The sequence below is a fragment of the Sorangium sp. So ce693 genome, from assembly GCF_051521375.1.
Taxonomy (GTDB): Bacteria; Myxococcota_A; Polyangia; order Polyangiales; family Polyangiaceae; genus Sorangium; species Sorangium atrum.
Map to the genome: position 1 here is coordinate 12118637 of NZ_CP150347.1, position 15838 is coordinate 12134474.

Sequence of the window (15838 nt, forward strand, 5' to 3'; positions counted from 1 at the left end):
CGTCCGCAAGGTCAATCCTGCTGGTTCCCGCGCCTGCCTCGTGCAACGGCGTCTACGCCACTGGCACCGCGCTGGTCAGGGGCGGAACTCGGAGCCAGGGACGACCTGGAGGGATGTGCGGAGGTAGTTGAGCGGGGAGTGATCTCCCAGCGAGTACGGCAGGGGCAGCCACGAGAAGAGGGGGAGCTGGTCCTTGAGCCAGGCGATGGCCCCCAGCGCCAGCGCCGCTGTCCCTGCGAGGGCTTGCTCGCTGCCGGTAAGCAGCCCGTTCGCGCTCGCCTGCGCGCGCTGCAAAGCCCAGCCGGTGTCGAGAGGCGGCGCGGTGTAGAGCTGCCCGGAGTGCGCGAACTTCCCCATCGTGATCGGCGGGAACTGGGGTACGACGTCGCGCCGGTAGACGTGCCGGAAGAGCTTCTCTCCGAACCGATCGTCGCACGTCTGGGCGAACACCGCATCGCCAACCATGGGCTGGCCGAAGGTGTAGATACCGCGGACCTTCCTCTGGAGGGGAGCGAGGAGGGGATCCCGGTGAATCTCCGCGGCGGCCAGGACCGCGAGTGCGCCGCCCAGGCTGTGCCCGCCGATGTACAGCGCCTTCAGCTTCTCCTCGGACGCTTCCGGGATCTCGCCTATCGGGGACGCTGGCCGCACCTGGGGTGCGCGCGTCACGGAGTCCAACGGCGCCAGGCCGGGGACCGTACCCGACTCCGTCCCGGGCTGCGCCAGGGCGACGCCGTGGCCGACCCTGTTGAGCTCCGCCAAGAGGCCGATAGGATACCCGAGCAGCGCTCCCCGTAGCAGGATCCTCACAAGGGGCCAGAGGGCCAGGAACGCGCGGAAGAAGCCGCCGTGCACGTCTCCAGTGGAGAAGTACGAGTCGGTCTTCGCGCTCGCGTCGAGGAGAAGTTGGATAATATTCTTCGGGTCCGTCCCCCCGAAGCACACGAACACCAGCTCGCGATCGCGGCTTTGACTGATGTGAACGGTGGTGTCCAGGAGGAGGGCGTTGTTCCTGAGACGCATGGAGATGGTCTCGTTGTTGGTGAAGCCGCGGAGGCGCAGCATCCGGGCCATGACGTCCGCGTCCGAGTAGGCCCAGGTGGACGCGGCCGAGAGCACGGCGGCGGCCTTCTGATCGTACTTCCCCGGCAGCACCTCCACCAGGTAGTGGACGAGCCTCTCGTCGTTGGGGAGCTCCGCCTTGAGAACGTCCTCGAGATCCCTCTGCACCCTCAAGCCCAGCCGCTTGAAGTGCTCCGTGAAGAACGTGTAGTCGGGTGCCTTGGCGCTCTCGTAATCCATGTGGCCTCTCTCGGCGGCAACCGTTCAGGGGAGGAACTCGGAGCCAGGGGCGGAGCGCATCGAGGTGCGCAGGTACTGGAGCGGCAAGTGATCCTCCATCGAATAAGGCACTGGCAGATTTGAGAGCCAGCCCAGCATCCCGATCAGCGTGGCGATCCCCCCGAACATGGTCTGGCGTGGCGTCGCGCCCTTGCCCGCCAGCTTCCAGCCCGTGGCCGACGAGCGATACTCGTATCCGAAATGGGCGAACCGTCCATTCATCCGCCCTGGCAGGCGGGGGATCACGTCGTTCCTCTGGACGTGCCGGAACAGGCGGTCCCCGAAGATCTTGGAGAAATTGGCGGCGAACACCTCGTCGCCGACCATCGGCTGCCCGAACGTGTAGACGCCGCCAAGCTTCTCCTTGAGCGCGACGAGGGCGGACTCCGTATGGATCGCCGCGGCGGCCAGGACCGCGAGCGCTGCGCCGAAGCTATGCCCGGTGATGTAGAGCGTCTCCAGCGCCCCACCGCCCTCCGGCCGAGAGGCGCACGGCGCGGGGCGCGGGGCGCCATCCTCCTCGAAGCGCGTATGGCAGCGATGCCCGGCGGCGTCCATCTGTATCATGTCGCAGATGGAGTGTCCCCGCATGGCGCCCTCGAGGAGGATCTTGAGAGAAGGCCAGAGCGCCAGGAACGCGCGGAAGAAGCCGCCGTGCACCAATCCCGCGGAGAAGAAGGGGTCCCACCTCATGTCCGCCGACGCCAGTACCTGCACGAGGTTGGTCAAGCGCGTCCCGCTGAAGCAGAGGATTACGACCTTCCCGGTCCCGCTCTGGACGACGTGCGCGGTGGTATCCAGCAAGACGCCTTCGTTGTTCCAGTGGATGGTCACGGTCCTGTTGTTGGGGAGACCGCGGACGCGCAGCATCCTGGCCATGGAGTCGGCGTCCGAGTACGCCCACGCGGCCGCCGAGGCGAGGAGCGCCGCGATCTTGGGATCGTACCTCCCGGGGATTGCCTCGAGCAGACCGCCGGCAAGGGCGTCGTCGCTCGGGATATTGCGTCGGAAGATCTCCTTGATGTCGTCTTCAAGGCTCGCCCCTGCGAGGTTTTCCACGAAAGCCTGGTAGTCAGGTGCCCGCGCGCTTTGGAAGTCCATATCGCATCTCGACGCCTGGTTCGCTCGACGTCACCTTCGAACCCGGGATCCACCATGACAGCCGGCCTCCTCCGCGGCAAACGCGAGCTGGTGAGGACACGGGGTGATCGCCGCGTGACCCGTGCGGGGCGGCGCGCTCCTCGCTCGTCGTGGGCAGATCTGCTGTGTCGAGTCGAACGGGCGGACGGTTTTGCCCGCCCGTGTGGCGGCCTTTGCGCGATCGTCGCCGACATCTCGGAGCGCAAGGGGATCGTCGCCATTCTCGCCCACCTCAACCGGACGATCGAGGCGCCGCCCATCGCTCGTGCGCCGAGCCGACCCTGATCTCGGTCTTGCCCTGGGGACGGCCGCTCGATGGGGGGTTGTTCGCAACGTCGCGCCACGTCGAGCGGGCCGTGCGTCACCTTCCGTGCAGACGCGGCGGCAGCGCCTGCCTACGCTGCCGCCATGCCCACGGAAGACGCCCGCTCGCCGGCGCCCCTCGCGTCCAGGATCCTCGTCACGGTGGTCGCCCTCGCGACGCTCGCCGGGCCGTACCTCGCCGACTGGAACGAGACGCACATCTACAATCCGAGGTGGCCGCCGCACGCCAAGTTCCACAACGCCCAGACCATGCTCCTCGGCACGGCCCTCGGCGCCTGCGCCATCGCCTTCACCTGGCGAAGAGCCGCGGACGCCCGCGCCAGCCTGCGCGTCGCGGTGGTGTTCGGGGCGCTCTACTGGCTCACGCAGATGGGCAGCATCCTGTTCCCCGGCACCGCCTTCGTCGACCCGGAGCGCGCCGGACAGGGCACGATCGCGGGCCTGCCCGCACAGATCCTGATCTCGGTGGTGCTTCTCGGCCTCCTCGGAGCGGCGCTCGCGCTGGCGCGGGGCGGCCCGGTGCGGCAGAGTTGACGAGCCGTATCGCAGAAAGACGGCGACTCCGCTCACGCGCGCGGCGCGAGCACCTGGAAGCGCCGTCCGCTGGATAACACGTACGGGTCCTCGCCGGCTGCGAGCACGTCGTGCTGCTGGCTCAGCTGATGACCTGGCTGGCAGCAGGCGAGCGTGTATGCGACGTTCCAGCGCAGCCGGGCGAGGACATCGTCGATGGGGACGTGGGCGTGCACGAACGTGACGAGCACGGGCATGTCGGGCAGCGCGTTGAGCCGTTCGATGGCCGCGAAGACGTCGGCGCGTTGCCAGGCGAAGCGGCGGATGCCGAATCTGGTGCGCCAGGCCTCGACCAGCGGCTCGTTGAGCACCGGATCGACGCTGACGTTTTCAGCCTCCGTCTTCAGCGCGAACAACGCCCCGGTGCGGGCGTGGGCGCCGTCGCCGACGTGGATGACCCGGCACGGCGCGCTGGCCAGGAAGGGCCGCAGGTGCTCGAGCGCCGAATAGCTCTCGGTCATTTCTTTGGCGGGGCGCGTGGCTTTGGCGAAGAGCGGCCACAGGGCTTCGAAAGACCCGCGACGCATCAGCCGATCCAGGTAGTCGCTGCTCGCCGGGCCAGCGTCCGTGTGCGGATTCACGGCGGTCGTTCTATCACCGGGCGCCGGAGCGCGTCGTCCAAAGCGCCAGCTCGACCGTTCGCCGTCAGCTCCGCGCCGAAAGCTCGAAAAATCCGAGCTTTTCGTACGATCGCTCTGCGCCGTGGTCGGCTGATCCCGGTGTGGGGCGCGCGCGCTACGCCGAAGCGAGCGCCTTGATGTCGGCGACCTCGAGCACCTGCTTCGGCGCCCCGCTCGTCACGGAACGCACCATCGCGCGCTCCACTTCTTCGAGCTTCAGGGCCGGGAGCACGAGCTTCATGAGCGGGACGAGCGGAAGCATGAAGCGGTAGACTCGCTTCAGGTTCTTCTGTCCCGGCACCGGCGTCATCAAGCCCGGCCGGAAGTTGTAAACGCCGCGAAAGGGTAGGCGCATCAGCGCGTTCTCGGCCTTGCCCTTCACGCGCGCCCACATCACCCGGCCCTGCTCGCTCGAGTCGGTGTGCGCACCCGAAACGTGCGTGAGCACCATGCCGGGATTGAGGCGCGCGAGCGCCGTTGCGAAGGCGAGCACCGTATCGTGCGTGATCGCCGTGTAGTCCGCTTCGCTCATGCCAACCGAGCTCACGCCGGCGCAGTAGAAGCACGCGTCGTAGCCCGAGAGCCGCGCTTCGAAGGCGCCGAGCTCGCGAAAGTCGGGGATCAAGCACTCCTCGAGCTTCGGGTGCGCGTGCCCCGACGGCCGGCGTGCCACCGACAGGACCCGCTCGACCGTGGGATCCTCGAGACAAGCGAGCATCACGCCTTCGCCGACCATGCCGGTCGTTCCGGTAACGATGACCTTCATGGCCGCCATGTTCGACCCGAAGTGCCGACGGCGCAAACCCTAGAACGAGCGAGCGTGCCCTTTCCTTCACCTGGACGGCGGCAGCCGGATCTCGATCCGATTCGTGTAGCTGCCGGCGGCGTGACCCACGCTGTCCCAGCCGCGCCCCACGCTCGTCCCGGCCAGAGTGAGCGTGAGGTAGGCCGCGGACGAAGGGGCCTTCGAGGCGAGCCCGAACTCGAACGCATTCTGCGGCAGGCCCCAGCCGGCGGTGGGCGAGAGCTCCGTCGAGAGCTGCCGTGACCAGTCGCGGAAGACGATCGTCGCGAGCTCGCGGGGTGGCGATTCTCCCTGCTCGACGAGCGCGACGCTCAGGGGTTCGCCGCGGGCGAGCCGGCCTTCGCCGAGCGTCGTGAACGGCCCCTTCTCGGCATCGCGCGCCTGAACGACGCGAAACGTGCCGCCGGCGTCGAGGTACGCGAGGCGCGCGGGCGCGCCGAACGGATAGTCGAAGTGGATCACCTCGACCACGACCTCGGGGCAAGGCGAGAACCGCAAGCCGAGCCGGCGATGGCCGGTGATTGAGACGCGCGTGAAGGAGTTCAGGTGCGAGAACACGGGCACCTGAAGCGCGGTTCGTGCATCGATGGCGGCCGATTGATCCGAAGTGAGCCTCACGCGCAGGCTCCCTTCGTCCGAGTAGTCCACAGCGAGCTCGCGATCGGCGCGCTCGAAACGACGAGCGGGCGAGTTGCCGCGCCATTGCAGGGGCGCGAACACCGTCCAGAAGCGATCCGGCGAGCGCGAGATGAACTCGAGCCGCGGCTCGACGACGATGCCCACCGCACCCGCCTGCAGCGAAACCTCACCCGAGTCCGGTACCACGCGAAGCCACGGGGCCACGTCGAGCGAAGCGGGCCCAGCGAGCGATCGCGTCCAGCGATCGCCGCCGGGCTCGACTTCGGGCGCAGCAAACGGAGCTGTCGAAGGCTCCGGCGCCCGCTGCGCGGCCACGAACCCCGCACCGAAAGCGACACCGGGCAGCGCAGCGAGCCAGGTCAGCCGCGGCGGCACCCCGAACCGCCACCACGCCATCGCGAGGCCCAGCGACAAGACCACCGCCAGACAACCGGCACCGAACGCGACCGTCCCGCCGCTCTCCGAGAACATGGTCCCCGCGGCCAGAGCAATCCCGAGCCACGCCGCCGGAAAGAGCAACAGCAACACACGCGCGCCCGTCGACCGTCGCGCGGCCAGAACACCGACGGCGATCACGCTCCCGACCGCGACCGCCGGCAGAGCGCGGTTCGCGAGGAAACGCGCGTGAAGGAGGGGAAAGCCGCCGGGAAGCAGCGCCCAAGCTGCGATCGCGGCGGCAGCATGCGCGAGCAACGCCAGCGACCAGAACACCCCGACGAGCGCCGCCGAGGTCGCTCTGGAGCGGCCAGCTGCTCCGCGATCAGGAGAACTTCGTTCTTTCAGAAGCCAGCTGCTCCGTGGATCATGCCATGTGCTCGATGCCAGCGGGCATGTTGACCCAAGAGTGCATGCGCTCCTCGTAGACCGAGAGCGTTGGGGCTGGAAACTCAGGATCGGCGAATGCGCCAACGGGTATCGCCACGAACTCTGGATGACCTTCGAGGGTGTAGTAGACGGTGGCACCGCAGCGAGGACAGAATCTGAAGGTGCTTCTTGTGCCTTCGTCCCCGACGCGGACGTACTCGACGCTCTCGCCGACGATGGTGACTGCTTCGCTTGAGAAGCGAGCCTGAGCACCGAAGACGCTGCCGGTACGGCGCTGGCACGCTAGACAGTGGCACACGGAAACGCGAACAGGCTCGCGAGCAGTTCTCGCTTGTAGTTGGCCGCAGCTGCAGGATGCGATTCGAGGTGTCATGGGCAGTGAAGTGGTTTCCATTGCGCCGCGATGGTCGTTCCCTGCTCGCCCTCGCCCTCGCCCTCGCCGTGCGCCGTGGCCGAGAGCGCGTCAAGCTCGAGCCGGCGGGCCGCCTCGGACTTCGGCGGCGAGCGCGGGGTGGCTCTTGAAGAGATCGACGAGAATCTCGTGAGCCATGGAAAGCGTGGCGGCGAGGCTTGCACGCGGGTAGATGAGGAGCAACTCGCGCGAGAGCTTGAGGGAGAAATCATCTCTTGCCCCATAGCTTCATCAAGCCGATCACGATCACCGCAGCTCCTGCGAGAAAAACCCAGCAGCCTGGAAGGCCCAGGAGCACCAGGTGCTGGGTGCCACGCGTGAGGTTGGCGGGTCTATGTCGTAACCACTCCATCAAGAGCCACCATCCCAGCCCTGCGCCGGCGGTGAGCGCTCCGAGGAGAAGCAAAGTCATTGATGCACCATACCCGGCCCGCCCACCTATCAGTCGATTGACCAACCAAAACCGCCGGACCAGGTCCGTCTAGCTCGTCGCCCTTTGTAACCTCCCCCCCTCGGAAAGTCTCACGGATCGGCTCTGCGCCGCAAGGCTCAAATGCTGTCCCGTACCATAGGGTAGACCCGTCTAGCGCGCCCCACGCGCGGCACCCACGCGCGCAACCGTGCCCATCCACCCGATCACCGAAAGCGCCGCGAGCTTCTGAAGCGCTGGCAAAAAGACGTAGCAGCCCGGCACCGCGATCGCATACGCGTAGTACGCGGCGTCTGCGCTGCCGAGCGCTAGCGAAAGCGCACCGAGCCACGCCGAGAAGCGCAATGGTGACGAGCGGCCTTCGCCCGCATTGCCCCGTGCAAGCGCGCCGGTCACGCCCAGGAGCGTCGCCAGCAGCCCGGGGATCGTCGCGGCGAATACCGACACTTCGTGGAGCAGCGGCGAGACCACGGACGGCAGCCACGCGATCAGGTTCGTGCCGGCGGCGGACAGCAGCCCGAACACCCGAACCGTGCCGCCGAGCCGGCCGCCGAGCAGGGCGCCGTGAACCCACCAGAACGGGACGAGCGCGAGGGAAAAGCAGACGAACGAGGCCTGCGCGAGCGAGCGCGCGCGCGTGTTCTCCACCCCGCGCTGGGTCACGGGCTGCGTGAGGTCGCAGAAGAAGTTGCCCCAGAATTCGTAGCCGGGCGCGTTCGCGTCGCAGAAGGTGCCGCCCGGATACGCCGCCGCGGCGAGCGCGGTGAGGACGAGAAACGCGGAGACCCCGACCAGGATCAGAGCGGGCGCGACGCGGGTAGGCTGCCCCACGCGCTCGAGAATAGCACGAGGCCCGAGGCGCTCCGGGTCATGCTCGAAGCTCGGGCGCGCCCGGGCCGCTTCACCATGGTGTATCGCGCCACGCACGTCACCAGCTACGCGTACGCGGAGCCCGTTCCCATCGGCCACAACGAGGTGCGGCTCACGCCGCGATCCATGAGCCACCACGACGCAGCGCCGCTCCTCATCCTCGCCGCGGACGAAGCGCCCGGGTTAGCGCCGCGATCCCGCGGGCGCGCCAGCGGTAGGCCGCCCCTGTCCTCCTGCGCGCGCCGCAGGACGACCCCCGGCGCGCGCGTGCCCCCGCTGCCGTCGGGGCTCGCCCGCCGGGGCTGCCGGCTTTTTTGCGCTTTCGCGAAACCGATGCCGATGGCCGCCGTTCCTGGACCTGACGGCTCGATCGCTCGCCTGGGCGAAGAGAGCCGCAAGGGAGGAGTCCATGATCCGTTCCAGAGTCGGCCTGGTGTTCTCGCTCTCGACGCTCGCCCTCGGAGTCTTGCAACAAGGTTGCGGAAGCGCCGACGTCGAGCCGTTCGATGAAGCCTCGACGACGTCCGTGGCGCCCGCCGCGCGCACCGCGTTCATCGCCCTGACCCCGATCTCCGCGGACAGGACGCCGGTCCTGCACCACCTCGCCGGCGAGCTCCAGGCGACTTCGGCGCGGCGCGCTCTGGACTCGCTCCGCTCCGACGACGCCGAGCGCAGCGACCTCCTCCTCCGAACGGGGGCGGTGATCGCCGACATGGAGCAGCTCGGTGAGGCAGACCTCGCGACATACCGGTCGCTGGTCGAGGCCGCGAGCGAGGCCGGGGTCCCGTTCGTCTTCGAGAATGTCCGCGACTCGGCGCGCATGGCCGCGGTGTTCGGCTACGGCGTCGCGGGCGACGTGGCGATCGTGGAGCCATCGCGCGGGGGAACGAAGTTCGCTATCAAGCTCTACGGGAACATCGAGACGACGGTGGTGAAGTCCCCCTCCGCCACGCTCAAGGTGAGCCACGAGGCCGCTACCTTGCCCGCCGAGGAGCTGGCGGCGCGCGCGTCGGGCCGTGAGCACGCCGAGCAGGCCGTGGAGGGCGCCACGCCCGCGGCAGGTCCGTCGCGCGAGGAGGTCGCGGCCCAGGTGGCGGCGCGCATCCGCACGCTCGCGACTGCGCCCGTCGTGCAGCCGTTCGCCCTCTCCGTCGCGAGCGCGGCCCCTCCAGGCACCTACCGCCAGTTCATCGTGAACGGCTCCTCGTGGTGGACCGTCCCCGGCACCTCGCAAGTCGCGACGTTGGATCTGAGCTACGAGGTCGAGCTCGTCGCTTCCACCACGCCCAACAACAAATTCATCGTCATCACCGGCGTGGGCGCGGGAGCAAACCCGGGACCGCTGAACACGAACAGCAACTTCAACCGGGGCTATTACCAGCAGCAGCTGAACGTCAGCGTCGTGCCTGGCAGCACGGCGCTGAGCCCGTACGCCCACGTGCCCAACTCCCCGAACGGGCAAAGCTCGTTCACGCGCTCTGTCGGCTGCAGCGTCGGCGCGCAGGGGGGCACCGACGCGGCCAGCGCCAGCTTCTCGTGCAGCTTCCAGGACAGCGCCACAGTGTCCTTGTCCGATTTCACCGCGATCGATCAGAGCACCGGGCTGACGTCGGCCTGGAGCTACCGGATGACCTCGGCGCAGGGCCATCCGTACTGGAACCCCGTCGACCTCGTCGACCAGTGGACCGGGACGCTCCACACGCTGCCGTTCCTGGCGGTCTCGACCCTCCAGCCGACGTATCAGACCGTCTATTCCGCGCCGAGCTCGTTCAACGGCAAGGTGCCGCTCTCCGTCATGCACACCCAGGTGCTCCAGGGGATCTATGTCGACTGGAATTTCTTTTACGTCCAGGCGCATCCTCAAGGATACTCTGTCTCCCCCAAGCTCGACACGACCGTGGACTTCGGCAGCGTGAGCAGCACCAACCCGGCGGTGACCTTCACCAACCAGAACAGCGGTCTCAACATGGATGTCTACTACTCGCAGACGACGCCGCTCTCGCCGATCATTCAATGGCCTGCGACCGGCAACCCCAACCAGAGCTTCGAGCTCATCCCGACGGGAGACCCCGACGGGAGCGTGTTCATCAAGCCGAAGCACAGCGGGCTCTGCTTCGACATCTATTACTCGAGCCTCGAGGACGGTGCCGAGCTCATTCAATACACCTGCACGGGCAACCCCAACCAGAAGTTCGTCCTGCGGCCGGTGGGCGCTTATCGGTCGATCATGAACGTGAACAGTCAGAAGTGCCTGAGCGTCGAGGATGCCAGCACCGCGGGGTATGCCCATATCGTTCAGGAGCCCTGCAACACCGCGCTCCCCGAGCAGCTCTTCCTCCCGCGCTGAGGAGCGCGCGCCCCTTGCCACATTGGCCGGCGCGGCGCTGCTGACGGATGTCGAGCGCCTCGGCCAGCGACCCGACGTGGGAGCCGATGGCGTTCCGGTTCGACGCCACGTAGCTGAGCACACGACCCGCCCCCGTCATGGCGAGCGCTCGCCGCCGTCGTCGAGGCACGGCTGCGCCCGGAGCACGCCGCCCCGGCCCTGCGACCGGGCAAGCGGATGGTCCTCGTCCGCGTCGCGTTCGTCTAGACTCGGATCATGGTGGAGCCGCTGTCGGAGGTCCGTCGACTCGGAAGCCTGAGCTTCGCGAAGCGGGGGCGGGCGCTTGCCCTGCTCGCCCGCGGCTGGGATCAGGCCACGGCCGATTCAGTCATGGCCGCGCTGGATGGGGGCGACGGCGACGAGCGGCGGCTGGCGCTGGACCTGGCGACCTATCGTCGGGACGTGGCGCGCATCGAGGAGGCGCTACGCGACCCCATGATGCGCCGGGCTGCGCTCTCCTCGGCGCGCCGAGTACCGGTGTCGGACGAAGCGTTGCTCCAGGTGCTGCGCGAGGGGAATCGCCGCGAGGCACGCGGGGTGGTCATGATCATGCAGAGGCACCGTCTCGTCGCCCAGGCAACGGCGGTCATTCCCCTGGTCATCGCCAGGCACGGCGTGGGGCTCGCGACACGCCTCTTCGCGACATGCGATCTCGACACGCTGGAACATCACGCGGCCGAGCACGAGGCCGCGTGGCGCGAGCTGGTGGCGCGCGCGCCGGAGCGGGGCCTTCGCGTGGCCCTGGCGACGAGGCGTAAGATCACGGCGGACGAGGCCACGCTGTTCTGCACCCGATATCCGAGGGAGGCCCTGGCGCTGCTCGTGCGGCGGGATGCCTTGGATGGGAGGGCGATCCACGCCCTGGCGATGGCTTGCCCGGCCGAGCTGCTCGAGGTCTTGCGCCGGAATGATTGGACCGTCTCTCTCGCCAACTTTCCGCTTCCCTCCGGATCGCTGCCGCTCTCGACGCTGCCGGCCGACGATGTGCTGGAGCTCCGGAACCGGTGCAAGCCCCTCGACGCCTCCGCCGATCCGCTCTTCCGCTTCCTGCCCCTGACCGAGCGCGAGCGTCTTCTTGGCGCCGAGCTGGAACAGGCCGCGACGGCGGCCTGGTCGCCCCGTCGTGGCATGGAGGCGCGGCTGGCCACGATGCCACCGGCGAGCGTCGCGCGGCTCACGGCGGCGGCCCTGAGTCCTCCCGTCGATCCGGACACCCGGCGCAAGCGGCTTCAGGCCATCGAGAAGCACCTCGACCTCGCCCAGCTGCGATCCGAGCACGAGGCGCTGGGCGCGGCCAGGGACCGGGGTGAGCGCGCGGCGCGGATGGTTGCGCTGGTGCGTTCGCTCCGCCGCGGCGCCGACCCGGCGACCTGCGCGTCCGTTCTCGCCGAGGTGGAGCCGGCATGGCATGGCCCGAGCCGCCATCTGGTCATGGCCGAGCTGGCCCAGCTGTCCGATCGTCAGGTCTCGGAGATCCCGGTGCAGACCTATCGGGACGCCCTGCTCACGACAGTGCAGTCGCGCGAGTCGAACGCAACCACCCTGGCCCAGGCCGAGCGGGCCGTGCACAAGGCCATCGGCGCCGCGATCCTCCGGGACGACATCCCGCGCGCGGCGCAGCTGCTCGGGCTCCTGGTTCAAATTCGCCTGGATCCCCGGGTGCGCTGGCGCGTCGACAAGGCGCCGGCGCCTGGTCACAAGCCGCCGGCCATGGAGTACCTGCCCAGCCCGCTGCGCATCGCCGAAGGTCTCGCCGCCCAGCTCCATGCGGCCTACGAGGGCGTGCGCCTCGACGGCACCACACCCATGCTGGGACCGGTGGCGGTCGGCCGCTACGAGCCCGAGGCGGAGCGGCTCATCCTGGACCTGCTCCTCGGAAGAACACCGAAGACGCCGCGGCCTCCGCGCAAGCCGGTCACCTGCGGCGGGCCGCTGGACGAGGTGATGGGGTACGTCCCGGAGATCAGCTTGAAGGAGACTGCCCTGGTCGACGAGCTGCTGGATCGGGACGACACCACCGATCCCCACAAGACCGATCTGGTGGCGGCGATCTCACGATCGGCCCCCGGGCGGTGGACGCCCTCCCAGCGCAGGCGCTTCACGCAGCATCTCCTGCGGGTGGCACGGGACGCCAGCCTCGATCTCTCGAGGCGCGTCAAGGCCATCGGCCGCGTCGAGGACGCGCCGCTGCTGCTCGAGCTGCTGCCGGGAGCGGCCGGGCCGGTCGCCGCCGCGATCCTGGCGCGGTGCGCCCGGATCGCTCCGCCGACCACCGAGCTCCGGCGGCTGTTCCTGGAGCGCGCGCGAAGATCCGGCGTTGTGGGACGCGCGGCGATGAGCGCCCTCAACGTGCTGTCCGAGCGCATGCCCGGTCCGTTCGATCTGGCGCCGTACCGTGCGCTGCTGCTGTCGAAGGACTGCGCGGTGGTCAACCGCAAGAACGCCGCCAACAGGGTCTCAGCCTCTGCGACCGTGGAGGCTCGCGACCTCCTGATGGAGGCGTGGCGGTCCGAGGACCTGCACCCCAGCATCCGGCCGGACATCCTGGCGGGGTTGCTGCGCTTCGTCGACCAGGCCGACGTCCGACAGGTGCTGATCGACGGCATCACGACGGCGCCGGATACGTGGCGGCTGCTCAACCCCGGGTCGATGCTCCTGTTCCCGAACGAGTCGCAGGCGCGACCCGCGGTGGCCCGTGGCTTCGTGGCCTTGGCCGAGGTGCTGGTCGAATGCGGCGACGAGCGTATCGCTTCCACGGCAGCGGGCGTCTGCATCGCCCAGCATGACCTGTGCTCGGAAGGGCTTGGTCTGGCTACCAGGCTCCTCGCCGAGGCGCGCACCTCCGGCCGCGTCCTGGTCCAGACCGTCGACTCATTGAGCCGCCTCCCTGACGACGCCGGATTACCCCACTGGCAGGCGGCGCTGGCCCGGCTCGTCGCAGCAGCGAGCGGCGGTCAAACCTGGGCACTGGCTCGACTGGCGCGGCTCGCGCCCAGGCCACGGGCGTTCCGGATCGCGCTCGGCCTGGCTCAGAAGGCTGCAGGCCTGCGCCTCACGGCCGCCGCCTCGCTGAAGGAGATCCTCGACGTCGATCTCGTCGAGGTCAGGTTCGCCACGGAGCTATGGTCGGAGTATCTGGCCCTGGTAGACGAACAGCCTGCGCGTCGGATCCCCTCCACCGGCAAGCTGAAGGATCCCGGGCTCGCCGCCTCCCTGATCGATTGGCTCATCCAGCATGGCGGACTGGCCGCCGCGCTGTCGGCTGCCGAGCTGTCGCTGCAGGTCGAGAAGCAACTCCGAGACAGCCCCGCGTGGCGCGCTCGGCTGGACGCCATCCGCGCAATGCACGCCGACGCCGCCGAGCGCTTGCTGCTGGCGGACACCTAGCTTCGTCGCCGGTGTCGCGCTCTGCCCCTGCGCCAACCGGACAGCCCTCGCGGCGGGGCGCGGGGGACCATGGCGGACGAGGCGGCGCCCGCAACTTCGACGCAGAGAGGTGGCCGTCGCCCTCGATGGTCGACCAGCAGCGGCGGCAGGGCACCATCGTCGGAACCGTGGTCGCCAATTGACGCGGGGCTGCGGTCGGCGTTGCATGAGCCATGGCCCAATTCGCTCCCAACCCGTATCAACCGCCGACATCGATCGAGCCGATGGCTGACTCGGAGCGAGCCCGCGATGGCAGCGCGTCGCGCATGTCGCGCTTCTGGGCAGCGATGATCGACGGGGTTCTGGCGATCATCATCTTCGTCCCGCTGCAGTATTTCGCCGGTGTCTATCGCGACTTTCCGAAGATCTCCGAGCCGCCGTTTTGGCAGTCGTTGTTGTGGGCGCTGGCGGGGTTAGCGATCACCCTGGTGCTGCACGGCACGTTCCTCGCCCGCAGCGCGCAGACCATCGGCAAGAAGGCGCTGGGCATACAGATCGTCAACGCCAGCGACGGCAAGCCCGCGGCCTTCGGAACGATCGCCTTGCGACGGCTCCTGCCGATGTCGTTGGTGGCTCTGATCCCGTACGTGGGCGGCGTCCTCAGCATCGTCAACCCGTTGTTCATCTTTCGCAAGGATCGGCGCTGCGTGCATGATCACATCGCGGGCACACGCGTCGTGAAGCTGGACCGAAGCAAGTAGGCCCGTTGCACAACGAACATCCGCGCGCTTTGCACGATCACGGACCCAAAGGCCGTGGCCCGCGGCCCGGCTCCCGCCGCCGGCGTGGGCGCGCAAGGAGCGTGGACGGGAAGGCCCTAGGACAGCGAACCGAAGAACTCCCGCAGATCGCCGGCCAGCGCCATGGGCGCCTCCGTCGCCAGGAAATGCCCGCCGCGCGCCAGCTCGGTCCAGCGCACGACGTGGTGGTCGCGCTCGGCCAGCCGGCGCACCGCCACGTCCTGCGTCAGCGACACGGCCACGGCCATGGGCACGGTGCCGCGCGGCTTGGGCGCCCAGGCGGATGGGTCATTGAAGGCTTCATAGTACAGGTTGGCCGAGGGGCCGCTGGTGCCGGTGAACCAGTACAGGCTCACGTTGTCCAGCAGCGCGTCCAGGCCCACCGCATCCTCCGGCAGCGCGGCAGCAGGATCGGTCCACTCCTTGAACTTCTCGACGATCCAGGCCAGCTGGCCCACCGGCGAGTCATGCAGCCCGTAGCTGAGCGTCTGCGGCCGCGTGCCCTGGATGTGCGCGAAGCCCATCATCCGGTCGCGGAAGTTCTGCAGCCGCTCCAGGCGCTGCTGCTCCGAGGCCGTCAGGCCCTCCAGCTCGGCGGGGTCGCCGGATGGAAACGTCACCAGCGCATTGCAGTGCACGCCGCTGACATGCTCGCTGTCGACGCGGCCCAGCTCCACCGCGATGAACGCGCCCACGTCGCCGCCTTGCACGCCGTAGCGTGTGTAGCCCAGGCGCTGCATCAGCGCCGCCAGCGCACGGGCACAGCGGCCGTGGTTCCAGCCGGCGTCGGCCAGCGGCATCGAGAACCCGTGACCCGGGATCGATGGGATCACCAGGTGGAAAGCCTGCGACGGGTCGCCGCCGTGGCGGCGCGGGTCGGACAGCGCGTCCGCCACGCGGTCGAACTCGGCAAAGCTGCCGGGCCAGCCGTGCAGCAACAACAGGGGCTGCGCGTCCGGCTCGGGCGAGCGCAGGTGCACGAAGTGGATCGTCTGGCCATCGATCCGGGTGGTGAACTGCGGGCGGCTGTTCAGGTGGGCCTCGCAGCGTCGCCAGTCGTACTGGTGCAGCCAGTGCGCGGCCAGCCGCTGCAGGTAGGCCACCGGCACGCCCCTCACCCAGTCTCCGCCCGGCAGCTGCGCCGGCCAGCGCGTGCGCGCCAGGCGTTCGCGCAGGTCGTCGATGTCGGCTTGCGGAATGTCGATGCGGAAGGGGTGGATCTCGGAGTCGCGGTGCATGGGAGTCCTCGGGGTGGTCGAGCTCGCCGGTGCGAGCCGGCGATGCCACCGTATCCACCGGGGTGGGCC

13 protein-coding genes are annotated in these 15838 nt (G+C 68.9%); 5 read left to right on the forward strand and 8 right to left on the reverse strand.

From position 1 onward, the window contains the following. Window positions 1–75: 75 nt before the first annotated feature. Window positions 76–1302 carry a lipase family protein gene (locus tag WMF14_RS45210; RefSeq protein WP_437796736.1) on the reverse strand — a complete coding sequence of 409 codons (1227 nt, stop codon included), beginning with the start codon at window positions 1300–1302 and terminating at the stop codon, window positions 76–78. A gap of 24 nt (window positions 1303–1326) precedes the next feature. Then, window positions 1327–2400, reverse strand: coding sequence for a lipase family protein (locus WMF14_RS45215; RefSeq protein WP_437796738.1), 1074 nt, complete (start codon window positions 2398–2400; stop codon window positions 1327–1329). Window positions 2401–2889: 489 nt separating this feature from the next. Here WMF14_RS45215 and WMF14_RS45220 point away from each other — a divergent pair, with 489 nt between their 5' ends. Further along, window positions 2890–3339, forward strand: coding sequence for a DUF6640 family protein (locus WMF14_RS45220; RefSeq protein WP_437796740.1), 450 nt, complete (start codon window positions 2890–2892; stop codon window positions 3337–3339). A 32-nt stretch (window positions 3340–3371) separates the two neighbouring features. On the opposite strand, the gene WMF14_RS45225 is transcribed toward WMF14_RS45220, so the two are convergent. The 5 genes from WMF14_RS45225 to WMF14_RS45245 form a co-directional block, all read right to left on the reverse strand. Further along, window positions 3372–3959: a hypothetical protein gene (locus tag WMF14_RS45225; RefSeq protein ID WP_437796741.1), complete on the reverse strand. Its 588-nt coding sequence runs from the start codon at window positions 3957–3959 to the stop codon at window positions 3372–3374. Window positions 3960–4113: 154 nt separating this feature from the next. Beyond that, window positions 4114–4764 (reverse strand): NAD-dependent epimerase/dehydratase family protein, encoded by a 651-nt coding sequence (locus WMF14_RS45230; protein WP_437796743.1) that lies wholly within the window; start codon window positions 4762–4764, stop codon window positions 4114–4116. 66 nt (window positions 4765–4830) lie between these two features. Continuing rightward, a complete protein-coding gene (locus tag WMF14_RS45235; RefSeq protein ID WP_437796745.1) occupies window positions 4831–6351 on the reverse strand; it encodes a hypothetical protein in 1521 nt (506 codons plus the stop codon). Continuing rightward, window positions 6245–6640, reverse strand: coding sequence for a GFA family protein (locus WMF14_RS45240; RefSeq protein ID WP_437804414.1), 396 nt, complete (start codon window positions 6638–6640; stop codon window positions 6245–6247). The genes WMF14_RS45235 and WMF14_RS45240 overlap by 107 nt, the downstream gene beginning before the upstream one ends. A gap of 622 nt (window positions 6641–7262) precedes the next feature. Continuing rightward, entirely contained in the window at window positions 7263–8036 is a 774-nt protein-coding gene (locus WMF14_RS45245) for a hypothetical protein (protein ID WP_437796747.1), read from the reverse strand. On the opposite strand from WMF14_RS45245, the gene WMF14_RS45250 reads away from it, so the two are divergent. The 4 genes from WMF14_RS45250 to WMF14_RS45265 all read left to right on the forward strand — a co-directional run bounded on the left by WMF14_RS45250 (window position 8016) and on the right by WMF14_RS45265 (window position 14492). Then, window positions 8016–8489, forward strand: coding sequence for a transglutaminase N-terminal domain-containing protein (locus tag WMF14_RS45250; protein WP_437796749.1), 474 nt, complete (start codon window positions 8016–8018; stop codon window positions 8487–8489). The genes WMF14_RS45245 and WMF14_RS45250 overlap by 21 nt on opposite strands. Next, window positions 8389–10326, forward strand: a complete 1938-nt coding sequence (locus WMF14_RS45255; RefSeq protein ID WP_437796751.1) for an RICIN domain-containing protein — start codon at window positions 8389–8391, stop codon at window positions 10324–10326. Before WMF14_RS45250 ends, WMF14_RS45255 begins: the two co-directional genes overlap by 101 nt. Before the next feature lie 255 nt (window positions 10327–10581). Next, a complete protein-coding gene (locus WMF14_RS45260) occupies window positions 10582–13752 on the forward strand; it encodes a hypothetical protein (RefSeq protein WP_437796753.1) in 3171 nt (1056 codons plus the stop codon). Window positions 13753–13964: 212 nt separating this feature from the next. Continuing rightward, a complete protein-coding gene (locus WMF14_RS45265; RefSeq protein ID WP_437326073.1) occupies window positions 13965–14492 on the forward strand; it encodes an RDD family protein in 528 nt (175 codons plus the stop codon). Window positions 14493–14608: 116 nt separating this feature from the next. On the opposite strand, the gene WMF14_RS45270 is transcribed toward WMF14_RS45265, so the two are convergent. Then, on the reverse strand, window positions 14609–15769 hold the full coding sequence (locus tag WMF14_RS45270) for an epoxide hydrolase family protein (protein ID WP_437796755.1): 1161 nt from the start codon (window positions 15767–15769) through the stop codon (window positions 14609–14611). Window positions 15770–15838 lie beyond the last annotated feature (69 nt).

Excerpts from the sequence above, each read along its gene's own strand:
- WMF14_RS45210 (WP_437796736.1), bottom strand. The coding sequence starts at position 1,302 with ATGGATTACGAGAGCGCCAAGGCACCCGACTACACGTTCTTCACGGAG.
- WMF14_RS45220 (WP_437796740.1), top strand. The coding sequence starts at position 2,890 with ATGCCCACGGAAGACGCCCGCTCGCCGGCGCCCCTCGCGTCCAGGATC.
- WMF14_RS45230 (WP_437796743.1), bottom strand. The coding sequence starts at position 4,764 with ATGAAGGTCATCGTTACCGGAACGACCGGCATGGTCGGCGAAGGCGTG.
- WMF14_RS45240 (WP_437804414.1), bottom strand. The coding sequence starts at position 6,640 with ATGACACCTCGAATCGCATCCTGCAGCTGCGGCCAACTACAAGCGAGA.
- WMF14_RS45250 (WP_437796749.1), top strand. The coding sequence starts at position 8,016 with ATGGTGTATCGCGCCACGCACGTCACCAGCTACGCGTACGCGGAGCCC.
- WMF14_RS45255 (WP_437796751.1), top strand. The coding sequence starts at position 8,389 with ATGATCCGTTCCAGAGTCGGCCTGGTGTTCTCGCTCTCGACGCTCGCC.
- WMF14_RS45260 (WP_437796753.1), top strand. The coding sequence starts at position 10,582 with ATGGTGGAGCCGCTGTCGGAGGTCCGTCGACTCGGAAGCCTGAGCTTC.
- WMF14_RS45265 (WP_437326073.1), top strand. The coding sequence starts at position 13,965 with ATGGCCCAATTCGCTCCCAACCCGTATCAACCGCCGACATCGATCGAG.
- WMF14_RS45270 (WP_437796755.1), bottom strand. The coding sequence starts at position 15,769 with ATGCACCGCGACTCCGAGATCCACCCCTTCCGCATCGACATTCCGCAA.